At 64.1% G+C, this 15416-nt stretch carries 17 protein-coding genes; 11 read left to right on the top strand and 6 right to left on the bottom strand.

The features are described 5' to 3' along the window. Positions 1–32: 32 nt before the first annotated feature. Together SG26_RS21660 and SG26_RS13085 are read right to left on the bottom strand one after the other, a co-directional pair. On the bottom strand, positions 33–197 hold the full coding sequence (locus SG26_RS21660) for a hypothetical protein (protein WP_008309989.1): 165 nt from the start codon (positions 195–197) through the stop codon (positions 33–35). 290 nt (positions 198–487) lie between these two features. Next, positions 488–1663, bottom strand: coding sequence for a Xaa-Pro peptidase family protein (locus SG26_RS13085; RefSeq protein ID WP_014039964.1), 1176 nt, complete (start codon positions 1661–1663; stop codon positions 488–490). 134 nt (positions 1664–1797) lie between these two features. On the opposite strand from SG26_RS13085, the gene crtD reads away from it, so the two are divergent. From crtD to SG26_RS13050, 7 genes are all read left to right on the top strand, one after another. Then, complete coding sequence (gene crtD, locus SG26_RS13080) at positions 1798–3285, top strand: carotenoid 3,4-desaturase (protein WP_050037787.1); 1488 nt, start codon at positions 1798–1800, stop codon at positions 3283–3285. Between the two features lie 3 nt (positions 3286–3288). Further along, positions 3289–4173 carry a prenyltransferase gene (locus SG26_RS13075; protein ID WP_050037786.1) on the top strand — a complete coding sequence of 295 codons (885 nt, stop codon included), beginning with the start codon at positions 3289–3291 and terminating at the stop codon, positions 4171–4173. After that, positions 4166–5047, top strand: a complete 882-nt coding sequence (gene cruF, locus SG26_RS13070) for a bisanhydrobacterioruberin hydratase (RefSeq protein WP_014039961.1) — start codon at positions 4166–4168, stop codon at positions 5045–5047. The genes SG26_RS13075 and cruF overlap by 8 nt, the downstream gene beginning before the upstream one ends. An 81-nt stretch (positions 5048–5128) precedes the next feature. Then, entirely contained in the window at positions 5129–5965 is an 837-nt protein-coding gene (locus tag SG26_RS13065; protein ID WP_014039960.1) for an HTR-like protein, read from the top strand. 133 nt (positions 5966–6098) lie between these two features. Further along, positions 6099–6971 carry a hypothetical protein gene (locus SG26_RS13060; RefSeq protein ID WP_050037785.1) on the top strand — a complete coding sequence of 291 codons (873 nt, stop codon included), beginning with the start codon at positions 6099–6101 and terminating at the stop codon, positions 6969–6971. Beyond that, positions 6964–7599, top strand: coding sequence for a hypothetical protein (locus SG26_RS13055; protein WP_050037784.1), 636 nt, complete (start codon positions 6964–6966; stop codon positions 7597–7599). Before SG26_RS13060 ends, SG26_RS13055 begins: the two co-directional genes overlap by 8 nt. A gap of 32 nt (positions 7600–7631) precedes the next feature. After that, positions 7632–7955: a transcription factor S gene (locus SG26_RS13050; protein ID WP_008310004.1), complete on the top strand. Its 324-nt coding sequence runs from the start codon at positions 7632–7634 to the stop codon at positions 7953–7955. Here the strand turns inward: SG26_RS13050 and SG26_RS13045 are convergent. Continuing rightward, complete coding sequence (locus SG26_RS13045; RefSeq protein ID WP_050037783.1) at positions 7952–8731, bottom strand: winged helix-turn-helix domain-containing protein; 780 nt, start codon at positions 8729–8731, stop codon at positions 7952–7954. The genes SG26_RS13050 and SG26_RS13045 overlap by 4 nt on opposite strands. Positions 8732–9036: 305 nt before the next feature. Between SG26_RS13045 and SG26_RS13040 the strand changes: the two genes are divergently transcribed. After that, positions 9037–9864, top strand: coding sequence for a hypothetical protein (locus tag SG26_RS13040; RefSeq protein ID WP_014039955.1), 828 nt, complete (start codon positions 9037–9039; stop codon positions 9862–9864). A gap of 77 nt (positions 9865–9941) precedes the next feature. Here the strand turns inward: SG26_RS13040 and SG26_RS13035 are convergent, their stop codons facing one another. Then, the gene (locus SG26_RS13035) at positions 9942–10214 is read right to left on the bottom strand and encodes a hypothetical protein (protein ID WP_008310011.1); all 273 of its coding nucleotides are present in this window, start codon (positions 10212–10214) and stop codon (positions 9942–9944) included. 180 nt (positions 10215–10394) lie between these two features. On the opposite strand from SG26_RS13035, the gene SG26_RS13030 reads away from it, so the two are divergent. The 3 genes from SG26_RS13030 (at position 10395) to SG26_RS13020 (ending at position 13213) form a co-directional block, all read left to right on the top strand. Beyond that, on the top strand, positions 10395–11762 hold the full coding sequence (locus SG26_RS13030) for a phosphoribosylamine--glycine ligase (RefSeq protein WP_050037782.1): 1368 nt from the start codon (positions 10395–10397) through the stop codon (positions 11760–11762). A 91-nt stretch (positions 11763–11853) separates the two neighbouring features. Continuing rightward, complete coding sequence (locus SG26_RS13025; protein ID WP_008310015.1) at positions 11854–12105, top strand: hypothetical protein; 252 nt, start codon at positions 11854–11856, stop codon at positions 12103–12105. Between the two features lie 106 nt (positions 12106–12211). Continuing rightward, on the top strand, positions 12212–13213 hold the full coding sequence (locus SG26_RS13020) for a DUF368 domain-containing protein (protein ID WP_014039952.1): 1002 nt from the start codon (positions 12212–12214) through the stop codon (positions 13211–13213). A 6-nt stretch (positions 13214–13219) separates the two neighbouring features. On the opposite strand, the gene SG26_RS13015 is transcribed toward SG26_RS13020, so the two are convergent. Further along, complete coding sequence (locus tag SG26_RS13015; RefSeq protein WP_044952183.1) at positions 13220–14323, bottom strand: NADH:flavin oxidoreductase/NADH oxidase; 1104 nt, start codon at positions 14321–14323, stop codon at positions 13220–13222. Positions 14324–14421: 98 nt separating this feature from the next. Beyond that, positions 14422–15387, bottom strand: coding sequence for a beta-ribofuranosylaminobenzene 5'-phosphate synthase family protein (locus SG26_RS13010; RefSeq protein WP_050037781.1), 966 nt, complete (start codon positions 15385–15387; stop codon positions 14422–14424). Positions 15388–15416 lie beyond the last annotated feature (29 nt).

Raw genomic sequence — 15416 nt, 5'->3', positions numbered from 1 at the left:
GCGTGCCGGCGGGATATGCGTTGTGTCCCAGCTTACCGCGGGTCCGTGGCCTCAGTGTCGAACTGGCCCATCGTGGCGTGATTGGTCGGCGAGAACATCTTCGGCGCGCGGCGGGACTTGCTCTCCGCGTCGTCGAAGGGCAGCGTGGTTGTCGGGTACGAGTCGTCGTTTCGGGGGGTCGTGATTCGTGTTGTCATCCTGGGGGTCGTGTCGGCCGGCGTCTGTGGTTTGTGGGCAGTGCAGTGTGAGGGTCGCGTGAGGGGCGTACATCGGATACAAGCATTGAGTATCACCACCTTTTGCCCCATCCATAATAAATGTTCATGATGGAGCCGCGGAATATAATGTGTCATGGTAACGAACATCTTGATAGAAGATAACGCAGTCACCAACGGAGGCCAGGATAAAACTGCTTCCCAGACTGGAGACGCTAACGTGGCCTGTCTGTCCTGTGGCGGCCAGATGGAACGGCGCTGAAACGACCGGCTCAGACGACGAACTGAATCTCGTACTCAGTCAGGTTCTCGTAGCCATCGGCAGTGACGACGGCGATATCTTCGATTCTGACCCCGCCGACATCGGGGTCATAGAGGCCGGGCTCGATAGTGACGATGTGTCCCGGTTCGAGTTCGCCGCCATTCGGTGCCAGCCGTGGAAGCTCGTGGACGTCCAGCCCGACGCCGTGGCCCGTGCTGTGGATGAACCCTGTCTCCGTTCGGTCGTCGTCACGCAACGTCGGCTCGCCGGCGTCCTCGTACACGTCACAGACAGCGTCGTGTACGTCTTTGCCGGTCGCACCGGGTTCCAGCGCATCGAACGCCGCTTCCATCGCCCGCTCGGTGAGGTCGTACCACTCCCGCACCGTCTCGCTTGGCTCGCCTTTGACGAACGTCCGCGTCATGTCGGCGTGGTACTTCGTCGCCTTGTCCTTCGGGAAGATGTCGATGATAACCGGCTCGTGGGCGACGAGCGGCCCGCTCCCAGAGTCGTGAGGGTCCGCAGCGTCCGCCCCGCAGGCGACGATAGTCTCGTCCAGTGAACAGCCGTGCCGGAGCAGCGTCACCTCGATCTCCTCTTTCACCCGCTCGCTCGTCAGCGTCTCGCCGTCAATTTCGAGCGTGTCGTCCTCGGCAATCTCTGACGCCTCAAGCAGCGATTCGGCCGCCTGCATCGCCGCCTCGTTGGCCCGCTGTGCCGTCCGGACGTAGTCGACTTCGGTCTCGGTCTTCGTCGCGCGGATCTCCGTGACGATGCCGTCGGTGTCGGCCGTCACGTCGACACCACGTTCGCGCAGGCCGTCCGCAGTCCGGAGCGGGAACCGCGGGGGTACGGCCACGCTGTCCACATCGTAGGACGCGAGGAAATCCGCGAGGACGTGCGAGACTGCCTCCTCGGGACCGTACTCCTCGACCTTCTTCTGGTGGTCGAAGTCCACGTACCGTTCGACGGTCTCGGCTCGCGATTCACGCTTGGCGCGACCGAACTCCAGACTCCGCGGGAAGAGGAGATGTGTGTCGCCGTCGTACAGCGTGATGAACGGGTCCGGCGCGTCGAAGCCAGAGAGGTAGTACTGGTCTGACACCTCGGAATCCGCATCGAGGAGGTAGCCGTCGACGCCGGCGTCATCGAGATATGCGTCCAGTGCTGCGAGGTCAGGTTCCATACGTGTCAGTCTGGCCCCCATCCCCATATACGTCTCCCACTGAGCCGCTCGGCGGCCCGACATATGGCCACGAATGGCATACCGATGCAGTTTGGCCGCTCATTTATTGACGGTCCAGCCCCTCAATACTAGTAATGAGTGACTTGTCCGGTGAAGACGTAACTGTCGTCGGTGGCGGCATCGGTGGCCTCTCCGCCGCGTGCTATCTGGCGGACGCAGGCGCGGACGTCTCGCTACTGGAGAAAAACGAGCAACTCGGGGGCCGCGCCTCCCGGCTGGAGGTGGACGGGTTCCGGTTCGACATGGGTCCGTCGTGGTATCTGATGCCCGACGTGTTCGAGCGGTTCTTCGCGTACTTCGGGAAAGAGCCACGCGATTACTACGACCTCCAGCGGCTCGACCCGCACTACCGCATCTTCTTCAAGGACGGCGACCGGATCGACGTGACCGGCGACAACGCCGAGATGGCCCGGAAGTTCGAGGAGTACGAACCCGGCGCGGGCGAGGCGTTCGAAGACTACCTCGCGACGAGCGAACGTCACTACGAGACGGCGATGAACAAGTTCGTCTACGAGGACCGCTCGGAGCTGCGCGACTGGATTGACCTCGATGTGATGACTGCCGCTCCGGTCGGGCTCCAGCTTATCGGCTCGATGCAGGGCCACGTCGAGGACTACTTCGAGCACCCGAAGCTCCAGCAGATCATGCAGTACACGCTGGTCTTCCTCGGTGGCTCTCCGCGGACGACGCCAGCGCTGTACAACATGATGAGCCACGTCGATTTCAACCTCGGCGTGTACTACCCCGACGGCGGCGTCGGCGCGGTCGTCGACGGCCTCGTCGAACTCGGCGAGGAACTCGGCGTCACCTACGAGACCGACGCCGAAGTCGACGAGATTTCCCGGCGGAAGGATGGATTCCTCGTGGAGACAGTCCACGGCGACACGACCCACCCCGACGAAGTGGTCGTCAACGCCGACTACGGCCACGCCGAACGGGAACTCCTGCCCGACCACGAGCGCCAGTACGACGACGAGTACTGGGACGACAAGACGTACGCACCGTCTGCCTTCCTCATGTACATGGGTGTCGAGGGCGACGTGGAGCCCCTGAAGCACCACACGCTCGTCCTGCCGACGGACTGGGACCCCCACTTCGACGACATCTTCGACGAGCCCGCGTGGCCCGATGACCCGGCGTACTACCTCTGTGTGCCCTCGAAAACCGACGACACCGTCGCCCCAGACGGACACTCGAACCTGTTCGTTCTGGTCCCAATCGCGCCGGGCCTGCACGACGGCGACGAGATCCGCGAGGAGTACCGCGAGAAGGTGCTTGCCGACATCGCTGACAACACCGGCGTCGACCTGCGCGACCGCATCGTCTACGAGAAGCAGTTCGCCGTCTCCGACTTCGGCGAGCGGTACAACGCCACGGAGGGCACAGCTCTCGGGCTGGCACACACACTCCGCCAGACCGCCCTGCTGCGACCCAACAACCGCTCGTCGGCCGTCGACGGCCTCTACTTCACGGGGTCGTTCACGACGCCCGGCATCGGCGTGCCGATGTGTCTCATCAGCGGCGAACACACCGCAGAGGCGCTCATCGAGGATATCGCCTGAGTAATGCCCGAACTCCCGACCGACCGCATTACCGCCGTCATTCCGCCGAAGGAGACGCTTGTGGGCTACCTGTTGCGGCTCTCCCGGCCGCGGTTCTGGCTGTACCTCGGCGGCCCGGTCATCGTCGGCGTCAGCTACGCGGCCGACGGCCCGGGAGAACTGTTCTCGCCGCTGGCTGTCGCCCTGTTTCTGTACTTCACTATCCCCGCGAACGTGTTTCTCTACGGGGTCAACGACATCTTCGACGCCGACATCGACGAACACAATCCCAAGAAGGACGAGGGCCGAGAGGTCAGCTACCGCGGTGACAGCGCCGTCACAGCCATCGTCGTCGCAAGCGGCGCGCTCGCGTTACTGTTCGTCCTCGGGCTTCCGATGCTCGGGGTCGTGGCCCTGCTCGCCTGGGTTGCGCTCTCTGTCGAGTACTCAGCCCCGCCGTTGCGGTTCAAGACGACGCCGTTCCTTGATTCCATCTCGAACGGGCTGTACATCCTGCCGGGCGTCATCGGCTACGCCGCTATCGAAGGAGCGGCCCCGCCAGCGACGGCGGTCGCCGGCGCGTGGCTCTGGGCGATGGGGATGCACACCTTCTCGGCGATTCCGGACATCGAACCCGACCGCGAGGCCGGTATCCAGACGACGGCGACGTTCCTCGGGGAGTCAAACACCTACTACTACTGCGTGATGTGCTGGCTCACGGCCGCGTTCGTATTCACCTACACGCACTGGGTATTCGGCCTGCTACTGCTCGTCTACCCCGGCCTCGTCTTCGGGATTCTCGGCATCGGCGTCGACATCGACGAGGCGTACTGGTGGTATCCTGCGATCAACACCGTCGTCGGCATGGTGTTCACACTCATCGCGCTGTGGGTGATGCTGTATGGGTAGCGGCGAGGACCGGACCATAGCGGGCTGGACGCTCCCCGAGACAAGGACCGACGCGACCGCGCAGTTCGACCAGTTCGTCACCGAGAACCGCTTTACCATCGCCGTCGTTTTCCCGCTCGTCGGCGCTGTCACCCTGCTTGCCAGCGCCGAGGGACTGTTGCCCGACCCGCTCGCGTTCAACCCCTACTTCGTCCTGTTCGGAACGTTCGTGATGCGGTTGCCTCTCGTGGCCGGTGTCTTTCCGCTCGTGGACCGCCGGGCCGGGCTGGCGCTGGTCGCGCTGACGCTCTACTCCTACGGCATCGAACTCGTCGGTGTCCGGACCGGCTGGCCCTACGGCGAGTTCACGTACGGCGTCGACCTTGGCCCGATGCTGCTGGGCGAGGTGCCGTTCGGGCTCCCGGTCTTCTTCTTCCCGCTGGTCCTGAACGCCTACCTGCTCGTCCTGCTGTTGCTCGGCAACAGGGCGGCGTCAACCGCGGTTCGGCTGCTGGCGACGCTGGCGACGGTCATGCTCGTCGACCTCGTGCTCGATCCTGGCGCCGTGGCAATCGGTTTCTGGACCTACGAGATGCCCCAGTTCTACGGCGTCCCGTGGCAGAACTACACCGGCTGGCTCCTCTCTGGATCGGTCGCCGTCCTGCTGTTCGACCTCGGGTTCGACCGCGCAGGGCTCCGACAGCGGCTCCGGGACTGCCCGTTCATGCTCGATGACCTGGTGAGCTTCGTCCTGCTGTGGGGCGGTATCAACCTCTTTTATGCGAACTGGGTGCCTGTCGGCCTGGCCGCGCTGCTGGGGGCCGGCCTGCTGTGGACGGACCGCTTCGACTTCGACCTCTCGGAGACGCGGCTCGGTCGGGCCGTCTGGCGGTAACCTCCGGGCTCGCTGTCGCTCTCCCGACCACGACAGTGAGACAGGCCAAGCGTTTAAGCGACCGCGTAGGTAGGTGGACGTATGGAGCGAATCCCGTTCGGAATCCGGCAGCTCGACTCCATCATCAACGGTGGAGCGCCCGCCGGGAGCGTCGTCCTGCTGTCCGGCGAGGCCGGCGCTGGCTCCCGGGAGTTCATGCATACGAGCGCACTCATCAACGGGCTCGAACAGGTGGACGGGGAGTTGCACGACCTCTACTACGGCGACCGCTCGGCCGACGCTGTTGCCCCGGACGAAGTCCACTACATCTCCTTTACAACAAGCGAGTCGCAACTGGTCAGCGAGATGCGGCTGGCGATGGACGACGACGTGGTCGACAAGGGAAGCCAGGCGGTCGAGTTTCACGACCTCTCGGAGCGGTACTTCCACATCAGTCCGGTGCCGCGAGAGTGGTACGCCAGGGAGACCGCGTCAATCACCGACCTCCGGGCGCGCCACGAGCGGGATGACCTGCTCGGCACGCTCGGGATGGTATTGAACGACGTGGCGGCGAACAATCTCGTCGTCATCGACTCGCTGTCTGACCTCGTTAGCGCGACGGACGAGGAAGTCAGCTGGTCGGACGTCAGCTCGCTCGTCCAGGGAATCCAGAAGGCAGCCCACCAGTGGGGGGGCCTTATCCTCTTGCACGTCAATCCGGAGACGATATCGTCGACCCGACACGGGCAGCTCGTCGACGCATCCCACGGCACGATGGAGTTCGCGTGGGAGTCCGGCGGTTCCACCCGGGCCCGGACCCTCGTCGTCCAGCAGTTCCGCGGCGTTCTCTCGCAGATAGAGGACGAGGACATCGTGCAGTTCGAGACCGAACTGGGCGATGCCGGCTTCGATATCAGCGACGTGCGCAAGATTCGGTAGCGATAGTCGGCAGCAGAGATGCCCGTAACTGTCGGAAAAAGACAACGAGCCGCGTGCTGACGGTTCGCTCCCGCTCTCGGTATCTGAAATCGGCGACAAACCCTTATCAGTCTTGTTCGTCAAGGGTGTCGTAATGTCCTCCGAGTCGACTGATGACGGAGGAGTGTACGTCGAGCTATCTGCAGATCTAGACGAGTGGCTGACCGAGCAGGCCGAGACGCTCGGCGTGCCTCGCGACGCCGTCATGGAGCAACTGCTGGCCGCATATATGACAGCGGCCGACTCGGACGATGGGATGGACGACCTCATTCAGCCATCGGCGGACGAGTTGGATGCCGTCGTCGCCGCGACCGTGGACGAGAAGCTGAACGGCTCAGTCGAAGCGGCGACCGAGAGCGCTGTCAGTTCACAGCTCCCCGACATCGTCGACACGGTGGAACGCCAACTCACCGAGCGGTTCGACGCGCTCGAAGCGGACTTTCAGACGAAAATCGAAGACGTTCGCGAGCGCGTCGTGCAGGTCAAACGGGAGGCCGACGCGAAAGCGCCGGCCGACCACGGCCACGAGGAGTTCGACCGTATCGATGCACTCACACAAGAGATCGAAGATATCGAGGCGGAACTCGCCGCGCTTCGGGGCGACGTGACCGAGTCGCTCGAAACAGAGAACGAGCGAGTCGCTGACATCGACAGCCGACTCGACGATGTCGAAGACAAACTCACCCGCGTCGCCTGGGTCGTCAGCGACCTCCGCGACGACCAGGGCGGCCGGGACCAGAATCAGAAAGCGGTCGACCGGCTGAAACGCGCCGCGGCCCAGGAGAACATCTCGACGGCACGCTGTTCGAACTGTGACGAGCAGGTCGAGATCGGGCTGTTGACCGAACCCCAGTGTCCACACTGCAACACGACGGTGTCGGACGTCCGGCCCGAGGGCGGCATTATCCGCTCGAAGGCGCGGCTGGTGGCCGCAGCACAGCTTGAACCGGGCGAGACCAATGAGTGACGACGAGCAAGACCCCTTCGAGGAGCTTGACCCGGGCGACGACCGCGAGGGCGACCCGTTCGAGCGTCTCGGTTCGGAGCCTGACGACGCGGACGGCTCGACAGACGCACGCCAGCCACCCGACGACGGGTGGCCGGGCAGCGAATCGAGCGACGAACCGGCCGACGGTGCGTCCGAGGCGGAACCCGATGCAACCGATGCTGACGACCTGCTCTCGGCCGTCGACACGGAAGAGTTCCGTTCGGATTCGGCAACTGAATCAGACAATCCCCTTTCCGGGTCATCACCCGACCCGGACGACCCCTTTTCGGAAATGGACAGCCGCGGCGACGACCCCTTTGGAAGCGGTGAGAGCGTATTCGAGCGGGTCGACGTCGATCACATCGACGCGGACAAGGTGTGGGCGGAAATCGCTGCGGACGACGATAGCGAGACCACGCCGGAGAGCCGGTATGCGGAGGTGTCGAAACACCGCTACTGCGAGCAGTGTGAACACTTCTCCGCACCGCCGAACGCACACTGCACGAACGAGGGGACCGAGATCATGGAGTTCCTCGACATGGAGACGGTCCGGCTGCTGGACTGTCCGGTCGTCGCCGAGCAACACGAGATCGAGGACGAGCAGTAACGGCTTTTTGCCTCGATATCCGACGAGCGTGTATGCAGTTTTGCGACGACTGTGGCTCGATGATGCACGGCGACGGTGACGAGATGGTCTGTCAGTCCTGTGGCGCGCGGGTCGCGAAAGACGAGGACCGCGCGGCCGAGTTCGTCAGCACGGACGAACAGAGCGGCGACGAACTGATAGAGACCGAGGAGGGTTCGAACTTCGAGGGCAAGCCGACGGCTGACGACGTGACCTGTGAGGAATGCGGACACGGGAAAGCGTGGTACACGATCAAACAGACCGGGTCAGCCGACGAACCGCCGACGCGCTTTTTCAAGTGCCAAGAGTGTGGCCACCGATGGCGTGAGTACAACTAGAGCAACGAATCCAGAATCCGGAGCTCTTCCTCCTCGGATATCTTCTCGGAGTCCATACACGCGTGGACGACCTTGTGGACGAGTTCGGGGTCCTGAAACGGCTGTGGCGAGCCGCCGCCGTCGGTGACGGTTTCGACCTGGCCTTCGAGTTCGGCCAGTTGCTCGGAGAGGTCCTCGACGGTCGACTGGAACGTAGTCAGCGTGGTGTTCACTTCGCCGGCCGCTGTCTCGACTTCCGTTGGCAAGCGGTCGCCGTCGTCGGACGCAGTATCAGGGCCTGACGCTTGATTGTCGGCTCCGTCGGGGTTGTCTGTTGACTCCGGCGATTGGGTATCGGGTGTCTGGGTTTCTGCCTCGTCCGAGATCGTCGCTGATTCGGCTTCTCCGTCGCTGAACACGGCGTTTGCGAACGCTTCTCGGTTCGCCCAGTCGAACCCGTCGATCCCGTTGACGCGGTTGCTCACCGTCGAGGCAGTGACGCCGAGCTTCTCCGCGAGGTCCCGCTGGGACGCGGTGGGGTGTTTCTGGATTGCTCGGATCGTCTCACGTTCTGTCGACGAGAGGTCCGCAGGGGCTGGATATGACTGTGACTCCGTCGACGGTTCACTCTCTGACTGGGCGGCCGTTTCCGTCTCGTCGGCCTCAGCCGGGTCGCCGTGTTCCTCAAGAACTCGCTCGACCAGTTCCGCTGTTGCACTCGGTACTTCGGCCGCAAGCTCTGCGATGGATGCCTCGGGGTTCTCAGCCGCTACATCGAGTATTTGCTTGTGACGCATCGATTTAGGGGCCGTTCGGCCATTCGTTGATTTGCTCATTGATATCACCACGTAGGGATGGTACCGCCACCCGATCCCCCAACCTGATACACATTTGACTGAAACCAATGGAATTGTCAAAAGCTTTTGGTTAGTCACAAACATTAATTAAGATGTTATTTAATCTGACATCGCCTGCCTCATCAGCGACACAGACTACCCAGATCGAGGAGACAGGTCTATTCCGGGCCGAACTGGAATCAGTCGGTCAAAACTGAACCCGTACCTTCTGAAAGCATTTATCCGGGGCAGGGCAACGCAGAGCCATGTACCGCCGTCGCGTTCTGGCACTCTGCGGACTGGCTATCACCGGTGCAGGATGTCAGGGTGAAACCGAGGACACCGGGACAGTGACGCCGATGCCGTCACCAAGCGGTAGCGAAACCGACATTGGGTCGCCGCCCAGTGTGACCGTCACGGACGCCGTGGTGGCGCCAGGCGTCGTGATTCCTCGCACTGACTCTATCAGCGTTGAACCGACAGGCGGCCAGTTTCTCGTGCTCACGACGACCATCGAGGGCTCGGGAGTGGACCGGGGCGCGTTCTCGCTCAGATTCGATGGGTCGACGTACAGCCCCGAGACGTTCAGGAACGGTCTGTATCGCGACGGCGAGTGGGGCCGACAGTTCACCGAGGCCGGTGGGCCGCTGGTCTTCGACCTGCCCGAAACCGGCTCAGCTAGCGACGCCCGACTGTCTTGGCCCGGCGGGGAGTGGACGATGCCGAAGACAGTTCAGAACAGACTCGAAGCACCGTTGCCGTCGTTCGACGTTACTCTCGACGGACCGGAGCGTGTCACTGAGCCAGCCATGCCGACGCTTGAGATAACAGTCACGAACACGGGCGACACCGCAGGTCGGTACGTCCTCGCACTCAACCGAACCGGCCCACGCGTCGCCTACGCGCCTGTCGGCCGGTTTGATAGGGTACTGGAGCCAGGAGAAACAGCGGGTATCACGCACGACGCTAAGACACCGTACGTCGACGATACGGAGCCGCGTGAAGTCACGTATCATCTGCGGGCCCCGGACGATAACAACGACGCGACACACCGGATCAAGCCGGTCGACGAGGAAACCGCGACCGAGTCGTAGCGACTCATCGGTTCGAAAGCCGTCTTTCCGTCGCAGAAAGTCACCGGACAGCCGTGTGTTGGCGCAGGAGCGCCGCCTCAGACCCCTTCGAGGTCGGACCGGTACTCGTTGATCTGGTCGTCGGCGTCGTCGATGGCTTCGGTCACGTCTTCCGCGTCGCCACTGCTGAGGTCGTTGAGCGCCGACTGGATGCGGGCGAGTCGGCCGTGGTCCGGGCCGCGTTCGTCGGTCGCGAGGGAGTCGAGCTGGGCAGCGAGTTCGGCGAGGCGCTCGCTCGCCTCGTCGCTGTCAGTGTCTTCGGCCGCTGATTCGAGCAGTTCACTCGCGGACGCGAGTTCGTCGCGTGTCATACGTGGGGATTTACAGATGGGGACTAAAACGGTTCGGCTTACGGAAGTGGGTTTATTTAAATAGATCAGTGGGCATCGAGCAACCGGGCATGACTGGCCGGTTCGCTGCCATCGCGATAGCGATGACCTGTGGTCGACAGGACAGGAAACGTTTACCCCGCACCCGCCCGCAAACGCGCCATGGCGAATTTCCTCTTTTGTTCGTTGGACGCGGCGCTCATCGGTGACATCGCCTGGCAGGTCAGCCGGGAGGGACACGACGTCCGGTACTACATCGAAGCCGACAGCGATCAGGAGATCGCCGACGGGTTCGTACCGAAGACCGACGACTGGCGGGGCGACCTCGGCTGGGCCGATGTCGTCGTCTTCGACGACATCTGGGTCGGCGGCGACATCGGCACCGGTGAACTCACACGGGAACTCCGGGCCGAAGGCCACGCCGTCGTTGGCGGGACACCCAACACAGATGCGCTCGAAGAGGACCGCGGCTACGCGATGGAGGTCCTCGAAGACCACGGTGTCAACACTATCGAGCATCACGTCTTCGAGGACTTCGACGCCGGCATCAAGCACGTCCAGGAGAACCCTGCGCCGTACGTCATCAAACCGCTCGGGGAAGTCCAGAACGTCAAGCGACTGCTCTACGTCGGGAACGAGGACGACGGCAGCGACATCGTCGATGTGCTTCGAGCGTACAAGAAGGCATGGGGCCACCGGATGAAAGGGTTCCAGCTCCAGCGGAAGGTCGAGGGCGTCGAAATCGCCGTCTGTGGTTTCTTCAACGGCGAGTCGTTCGTCGAACCGATCAACTTCAACTTCGAGCACAAGAAGCTGTTTCCGGGCAACATCGGTCCCTCGACCGGCGAGATGGGTACTTCGATGTTCTGGGCCGGCCGGAACGAACTGTTCGCGGAGACACTCGGCAAGGTGGAAGGCTGGCTCGCCGACGAGGGGTACGTCGGCAGCATCGACATCAACTGCATCGTCAACGAGGACGGTATCTATCCGCTGGAGTTCACGCCGCGGTTCGGGTACCCCACAATCACGCTCCAAGAGGAGTCGTTCGAATCAGAAACAGGCCAGTTCTTCCTCGATCTGGCGAACGGGCGCGACCCCGAACTGGAGGTCCACCGCGGGTATCAGGTCGCGGTTCGGGTCGTCCTCCCGCCGTTCCCGTTCGACGACCAGAAGACGTACGACGAGAACTCCCGCAACGCCGCGGTCGTCTTCGGATCCGACAGCCGCGAGGGCATCCACATCGAGGACGCGAAGCGCGTGCCCGTCGAGGGCACGGACCGCGCGACCGGCGAGAGAAGCGAGTCAGGAGCGGCGGTCGACGGGCAGTGGCGCGTGGCTGGCGAGAGCGGGATGCCGCTGGTCGTCACGGGCAAAGGCGATACGATGCAGGGGGCGCGGGAGCAGGCTTACGGGCGCGTCGACGATATCCTCATTCCGAACTGTTACTACCGCGACGACATCGGCGAGCGGTGGATAGAGGGCGACGGGGACCGCCTGCAGGCATGGGGCTATCTCGGCCCTGCTGTGTAGCGACGTGCAGGATAGCGTTCCTGTCTGACCGAGCTTTGGCACGCGCCGAACGTGGACCTTTATGTGTGTAACACATACCCATGATTGACGAATGGACGCACAAACTGAACGGTCGCCGCTACACGTCTCGCACACCGACCACGACGACGGCTGGACGGTCGCCGTCGACCTCGACTCGCTTCAGGTCAGCGACGACCATGTGACAGTCGATATCATCGGGACGGAAGCCATCGTTGCCGTCGACGCCCCGCACCTCCAGACGGAGTTCGACGTCGACCTGCCGGCCGCCGGCGCGGTCCAGACACTCAGGAACGGCGTGCTCACGCTATCGAAGCGGAGCTAGCGCTGTCGCGGGCCACTTGTTCAGCCGCAGTCTCGCAGTTGTGACAGCAGCACAATACGACGTGACTCCACAAGGAATTTGAGCGTGATGCTGGAAGCGTTCAGTGATGACCACCCCTCCCGACCAGGACCCGCCGACGGTTCTGGGCTCGGTGCCACCGCTTCGTGCGTGGATTCGAACGTTTCTCATCGGCCTCTGTATGGGCAGCGCGGACGGGGTCCCCGGTGTTTCCGGGGGCACAATCGCGCTCATCGCCGGGGTCTACGAGCGACTCATCGCCGCGATTACCGCCGTTACGCCGGGCCGCGTAATACGGTTCGTTCGCGCTCTCACACCGCTAGACGGCGGTGTTGATTTGCGCGGCGCGTTTGCCGAACTCCTCGAACTCGACATCTGGTTCCTCCTCGCGCTGGTCGCCGGCGTCGGCACCGCCGTCGTCATCGTAACACACATCGTCACCGTCGCCAGCCAGGAGACGCCGGCGTTGCTTTTCGGCTTCTTCTTCGGCCTCATCGCCGCCTCCGCGGTGGTGTTGCTGCGCAGTCTCACGGTCGAGTCGCCGTTCCAGATAGGGGCCGGCGTCCTCGGGTTTCTGCTTGCGTTCTACGTGTCCGGCGTCTCGAACACCGCCGCCGACGGCGGCAGTCTCGCACTCGTCTTCATCGCCGGCATGATCGGCGTCAGCGCGATGATTCTGCCCGGCATCTCGGGATCGCTGTTGCTCGTCATCCTCGGGCAGTACGACAGGATGTCAATGGCGCTCGCCGACTTCGTGGACGCGCTCATTGCGCTCGCCACCGGCGGGCCAGCCGAAGACGTGACAACGACCGCCGTGCCGGTCGTGACGTTCATCGTCGGCGGGCTGGTCGGCCTGTTCACCATCGCACGCGTCGTCCGTCGGGCACTGGAGTACAACCGCCGGGCAACGCTGGCCTTCCTCGTCGCGCTCGTCGTCGGCGCACTCCGCGCTCCGGTCGTGAAGGTCCGGAGTGAAGTCGGCTTCTCGACGGACGTTCTCATCGCGTTCGTCGCTGCCGCCGCTATCGGCGCGGCCTTCCTGCTCGCGCTCGACTGGTACGCCGTCGACCTCGACCTGGATAAGATCTAAACAGGTTCAGAAGCCCCAGGCGCGGCGGTACTGCGGCGGCCCCTCTATCTCGTCGGTCGCGTCGAGTTCCCTCGCGGCATTCATCGTGAAGTACGGGTCCCGGAGGTGCTCGCGGCCGACGATAGCCATATCGGCCCGGTCGTTAGCGATAACGGCTTCGGCCTGTTCGGGGGTCGTGATGCCGCCGACAGCGCCGACGGCGATGTCCGACTTCGTTTCCTCTCGGATCCGCTCGGCGTACCGGAGCTGGTAGTTCGGGCCGGCGTAGTCGGGGCGGGATTCGGGGTGGATGCCGCCGCCGCTCACGTCGATGAGGTCCACGCCGATGTCGGCGAGTCGGTCCGACAGTCGCACGGAGTCCTCGACGGTCCAGGAATTGCGGTCGGGAAGCCAGTCCGTCGCGGAAATACGGACGAACACCGGCTTGTCGTCGGGCCAGACCTCGCGGACGGCGGTCGTGATTTCACGGACCAGTCGCGTGCGGCCCTCGAAGTCGCCGCCGTAGTCGTCCTCGCGGTGGTTCGTCACCGGCGAGAGGAACTGATGCAAGAGGTAGCCGTGGGCGGCGTGGACCTCTGCGACCTCGAAGCCGGCGTCGAGCGCGTGCTCGGCGGCGGCGCGGAACGAATCGATGACTGCCTCGATGCCGTCCTGATCGAGCGCTGTTGTCGGCGGAGCCTCACCGTCTTCGTACGGCCAGGGGTCGTCACTCGGTCCGACGACTTCCCAGCCGCCGTCGTCGGGTTGGAGCGGGTCGTGGCCGTCCCACGGTCGTTCGATAGAGGCTTTCCGCCCGGCGTGGGCCAACTGGATGCCCGGCACGCTGTCCTGTTCAGTGATGAACTCTGTAATCGGTTCCAGCGCCGCCGCGTGCTCGTCGCTCCAGATACCCAGGTCCTCCGGCGAGATACGGCCGCGAGCTTCGACGGCGGTCGCTTCAGTCATGACCAGACCTGCACCGCCGACGGCACGAGAGCCGAGGTGGGTGCGGTGCCAGTCGGTGGCGAGGCCGTCGCGGGCCTCACAGGAGTACTGGCACATTGGAGAGACCATGACGCGATTCGGGACTGTCGTCTCGCGGAGTTCCAGCGGTGAGAACAGTGCAGTCATCGACGGGGGTTTGCTGCCGAGACTGATAACCGCACTGGCGGCTGCAAGCATCGTCGTTAGTTCTGGCGACTGGTACTGAACGGCCCGCCGCTTGGTCCCTATTCAGTCAGCGACGCACCGGTGTTCCGGGGCGCGACAACGCGAACCGTTCCGTCGACATCGGCCGCATCGAGTGCCAGCACACCCGCGTCACGGGCCTCCGATTCGTAGTCCGCTGTCGTCAGTCCCCAGACGGTTGGCCCCCAAGAGCTCTGGCCGGCCCCGGAGATGACCGGGGCGCTCGCCAGTGACTCGACGAGTGCGCCGGCTGGCGGGCGGTAGACGCCGCCCTGTTCGTCAGCGTACCACGCGCCGTTGAGTCGGCCCAGCCGCGCCGCGGCCTGCCCGAAGTCGTCGTGGTCTCTGGTGGCAATCGCGGGGAGCAGCCGCCGGGTCAACAGCGTCGAGATCTCGTCGGCGATGCCGGGGTCGGCGCGCTCGACGGCCTGCCGCATGCTCTGGTCCTCTGCTGCTCCGCTCTGGCCGGGGTCGGTGTCCGGGACGACGATGACAAAGCGCCAGTGTGCGGGGACGTGGTGATGGGCCAGCACCGGCGGCACGTCCCAGTCACCTTCTGCTGGGGGTTCGGCCGTGAACCGCTCCGTTGGGTGCCCGCCGTCGATGACGAACCCACCCGATTCAAACGCGGCCACGCCGACGCCGCTCCGGCCGCCCCGGCCCAGTTGCGGCGCGTATGTCCGTGCGTCAGCGGTCCGGTCGTAGGCCCGAACGACGGCGATGAGCGTCGCCAGCGAGAGCTGTGTGCCGCTCCCGAGGCCGACGTGTCGCGGGAACCGCTCCTCGACGGAGACAGCAGCGCCGGGGACGCCGAGCGCGTCGACGACGCGTCGGACGTACGGTTCGGTCGCCGGGTCGTCACACTGGACCGTGTCGGCTCGTGTCGCCTCGACGGTCAGCCGCGGCTCGTCGAGGGCAAGCCCGACGCCGCCGTAGAGGCGCTCGTGGGCGAGCGAGAGGTTCTGAAACCCGAAGTGGAGTCGCGCGGCGGTCGTGACCGTCGACATACCGCGGCGGAAGTTCCCGACGGAAAAGA

This window comes from Haloarcula sp. CBA1115 (assembly GCF_000827835.1).
In the GTDB taxonomy this organism is placed as follows: Archaea; Halobacteriota; Halobacteria; order Halobacteriales; family Haloarculaceae; genus Haloarcula; species Haloarcula hispanica.
This window is presented reverse-complemented; position numbering and strand designations above follow the sequence as displayed.

Coding starts and splice junctions, on each gene's coding strand:
- SG26_RS13015 (WP_044952183.1), bottom strand. CDS start 14,323: ATGACTGCACTGTTCTCACCGCTGGAACTCCGCGAGACGACAGTCCCG.
- cruF (WP_014039961.1), top strand. CDS start 4,166: ATGGGTAGCGGCGAGGACCGGACCATAGCGGGCTGGACGCTCCCCGAG.
- SG26_RS21660 (WP_008309989.1), bottom strand. CDS start 197: ATGACAACACGAATCACGACCCCCCGAAACGACGACTCGTACCCGACA.
- SG26_RS13035 (WP_008310011.1), bottom strand. CDS start 10,214: ATGACACGCGACGAACTCGCGTCCGCGAGTGAACTGCTCGAATCAGCG.
- SG26_RS13065 (WP_014039960.1), top strand. CDS start 5,129: ATGGAGCGAATCCCGTTCGGAATCCGGCAGCTCGACTCCATCATCAAC.
- SG26_RS13030 (WP_050037782.1), top strand. CDS start 10,395: ATGGCGAATTTCCTCTTTTGTTCGTTGGACGCGGCGCTCATCGGTGAC.
- SG26_RS13025 (WP_008310015.1), top strand. CDS start 11,854: ATGGACGCACAAACTGAACGGTCGCCGCTACACGTCTCGCACACCGAC.
- SG26_RS13045 (WP_050037783.1), bottom strand. CDS start 8,731: ATGCGTCACAAGCAAATACTCGATGTAGCGGCTGAGAACCCCGAGGCA.
- SG26_RS13050 (WP_008310004.1), top strand. CDS start 7,632: ATGCAGTTTTGCGACGACTGTGGCTCGATGATGCACGGCGACGGTGAC.
- crtD (WP_050037787.1), top strand. CDS start 1,798: ATGAGTGACTTGTCCGGTGAAGACGTAACTGTCGTCGGTGGCGGCATC.
- SG26_RS13085 (WP_014039964.1), bottom strand. CDS start 1,663: ATGGAACCTGACCTCGCAGCACTGGACGCATATCTCGATGACGCCGGC.
- SG26_RS13010 (WP_050037781.1), bottom strand. CDS start 15,387: ATGTCGACGGTCACGACCGCCGCGCGACTCCACTTCGGGTTTCAGAAC.
- SG26_RS13055 (WP_050037784.1), top strand. CDS start 6,964: ATGAGTGACGACGAGCAAGACCCCTTCGAGGAGCTTGACCCGGGCGAC.
- SG26_RS13020 (WP_014039952.1), top strand. CDS start 12,212: ATGACCACCCCTCCCGACCAGGACCCGCCGACGGTTCTGGGCTCGGTG.
- SG26_RS13060 (WP_050037785.1), top strand. CDS start 6,099: ATGTCCTCCGAGTCGACTGATGACGGAGGAGTGTACGTCGAGCTATCT.
- SG26_RS13040 (WP_014039955.1), top strand. CDS start 9,037: ATGTACCGCCGTCGCGTTCTGGCACTCTGCGGACTGGCTATCACCGGT.
- SG26_RS13075 (WP_050037786.1), top strand. CDS start 3,289: ATGCCCGAACTCCCGACCGACCGCATTACCGCCGTCATTCCGCCGAAG.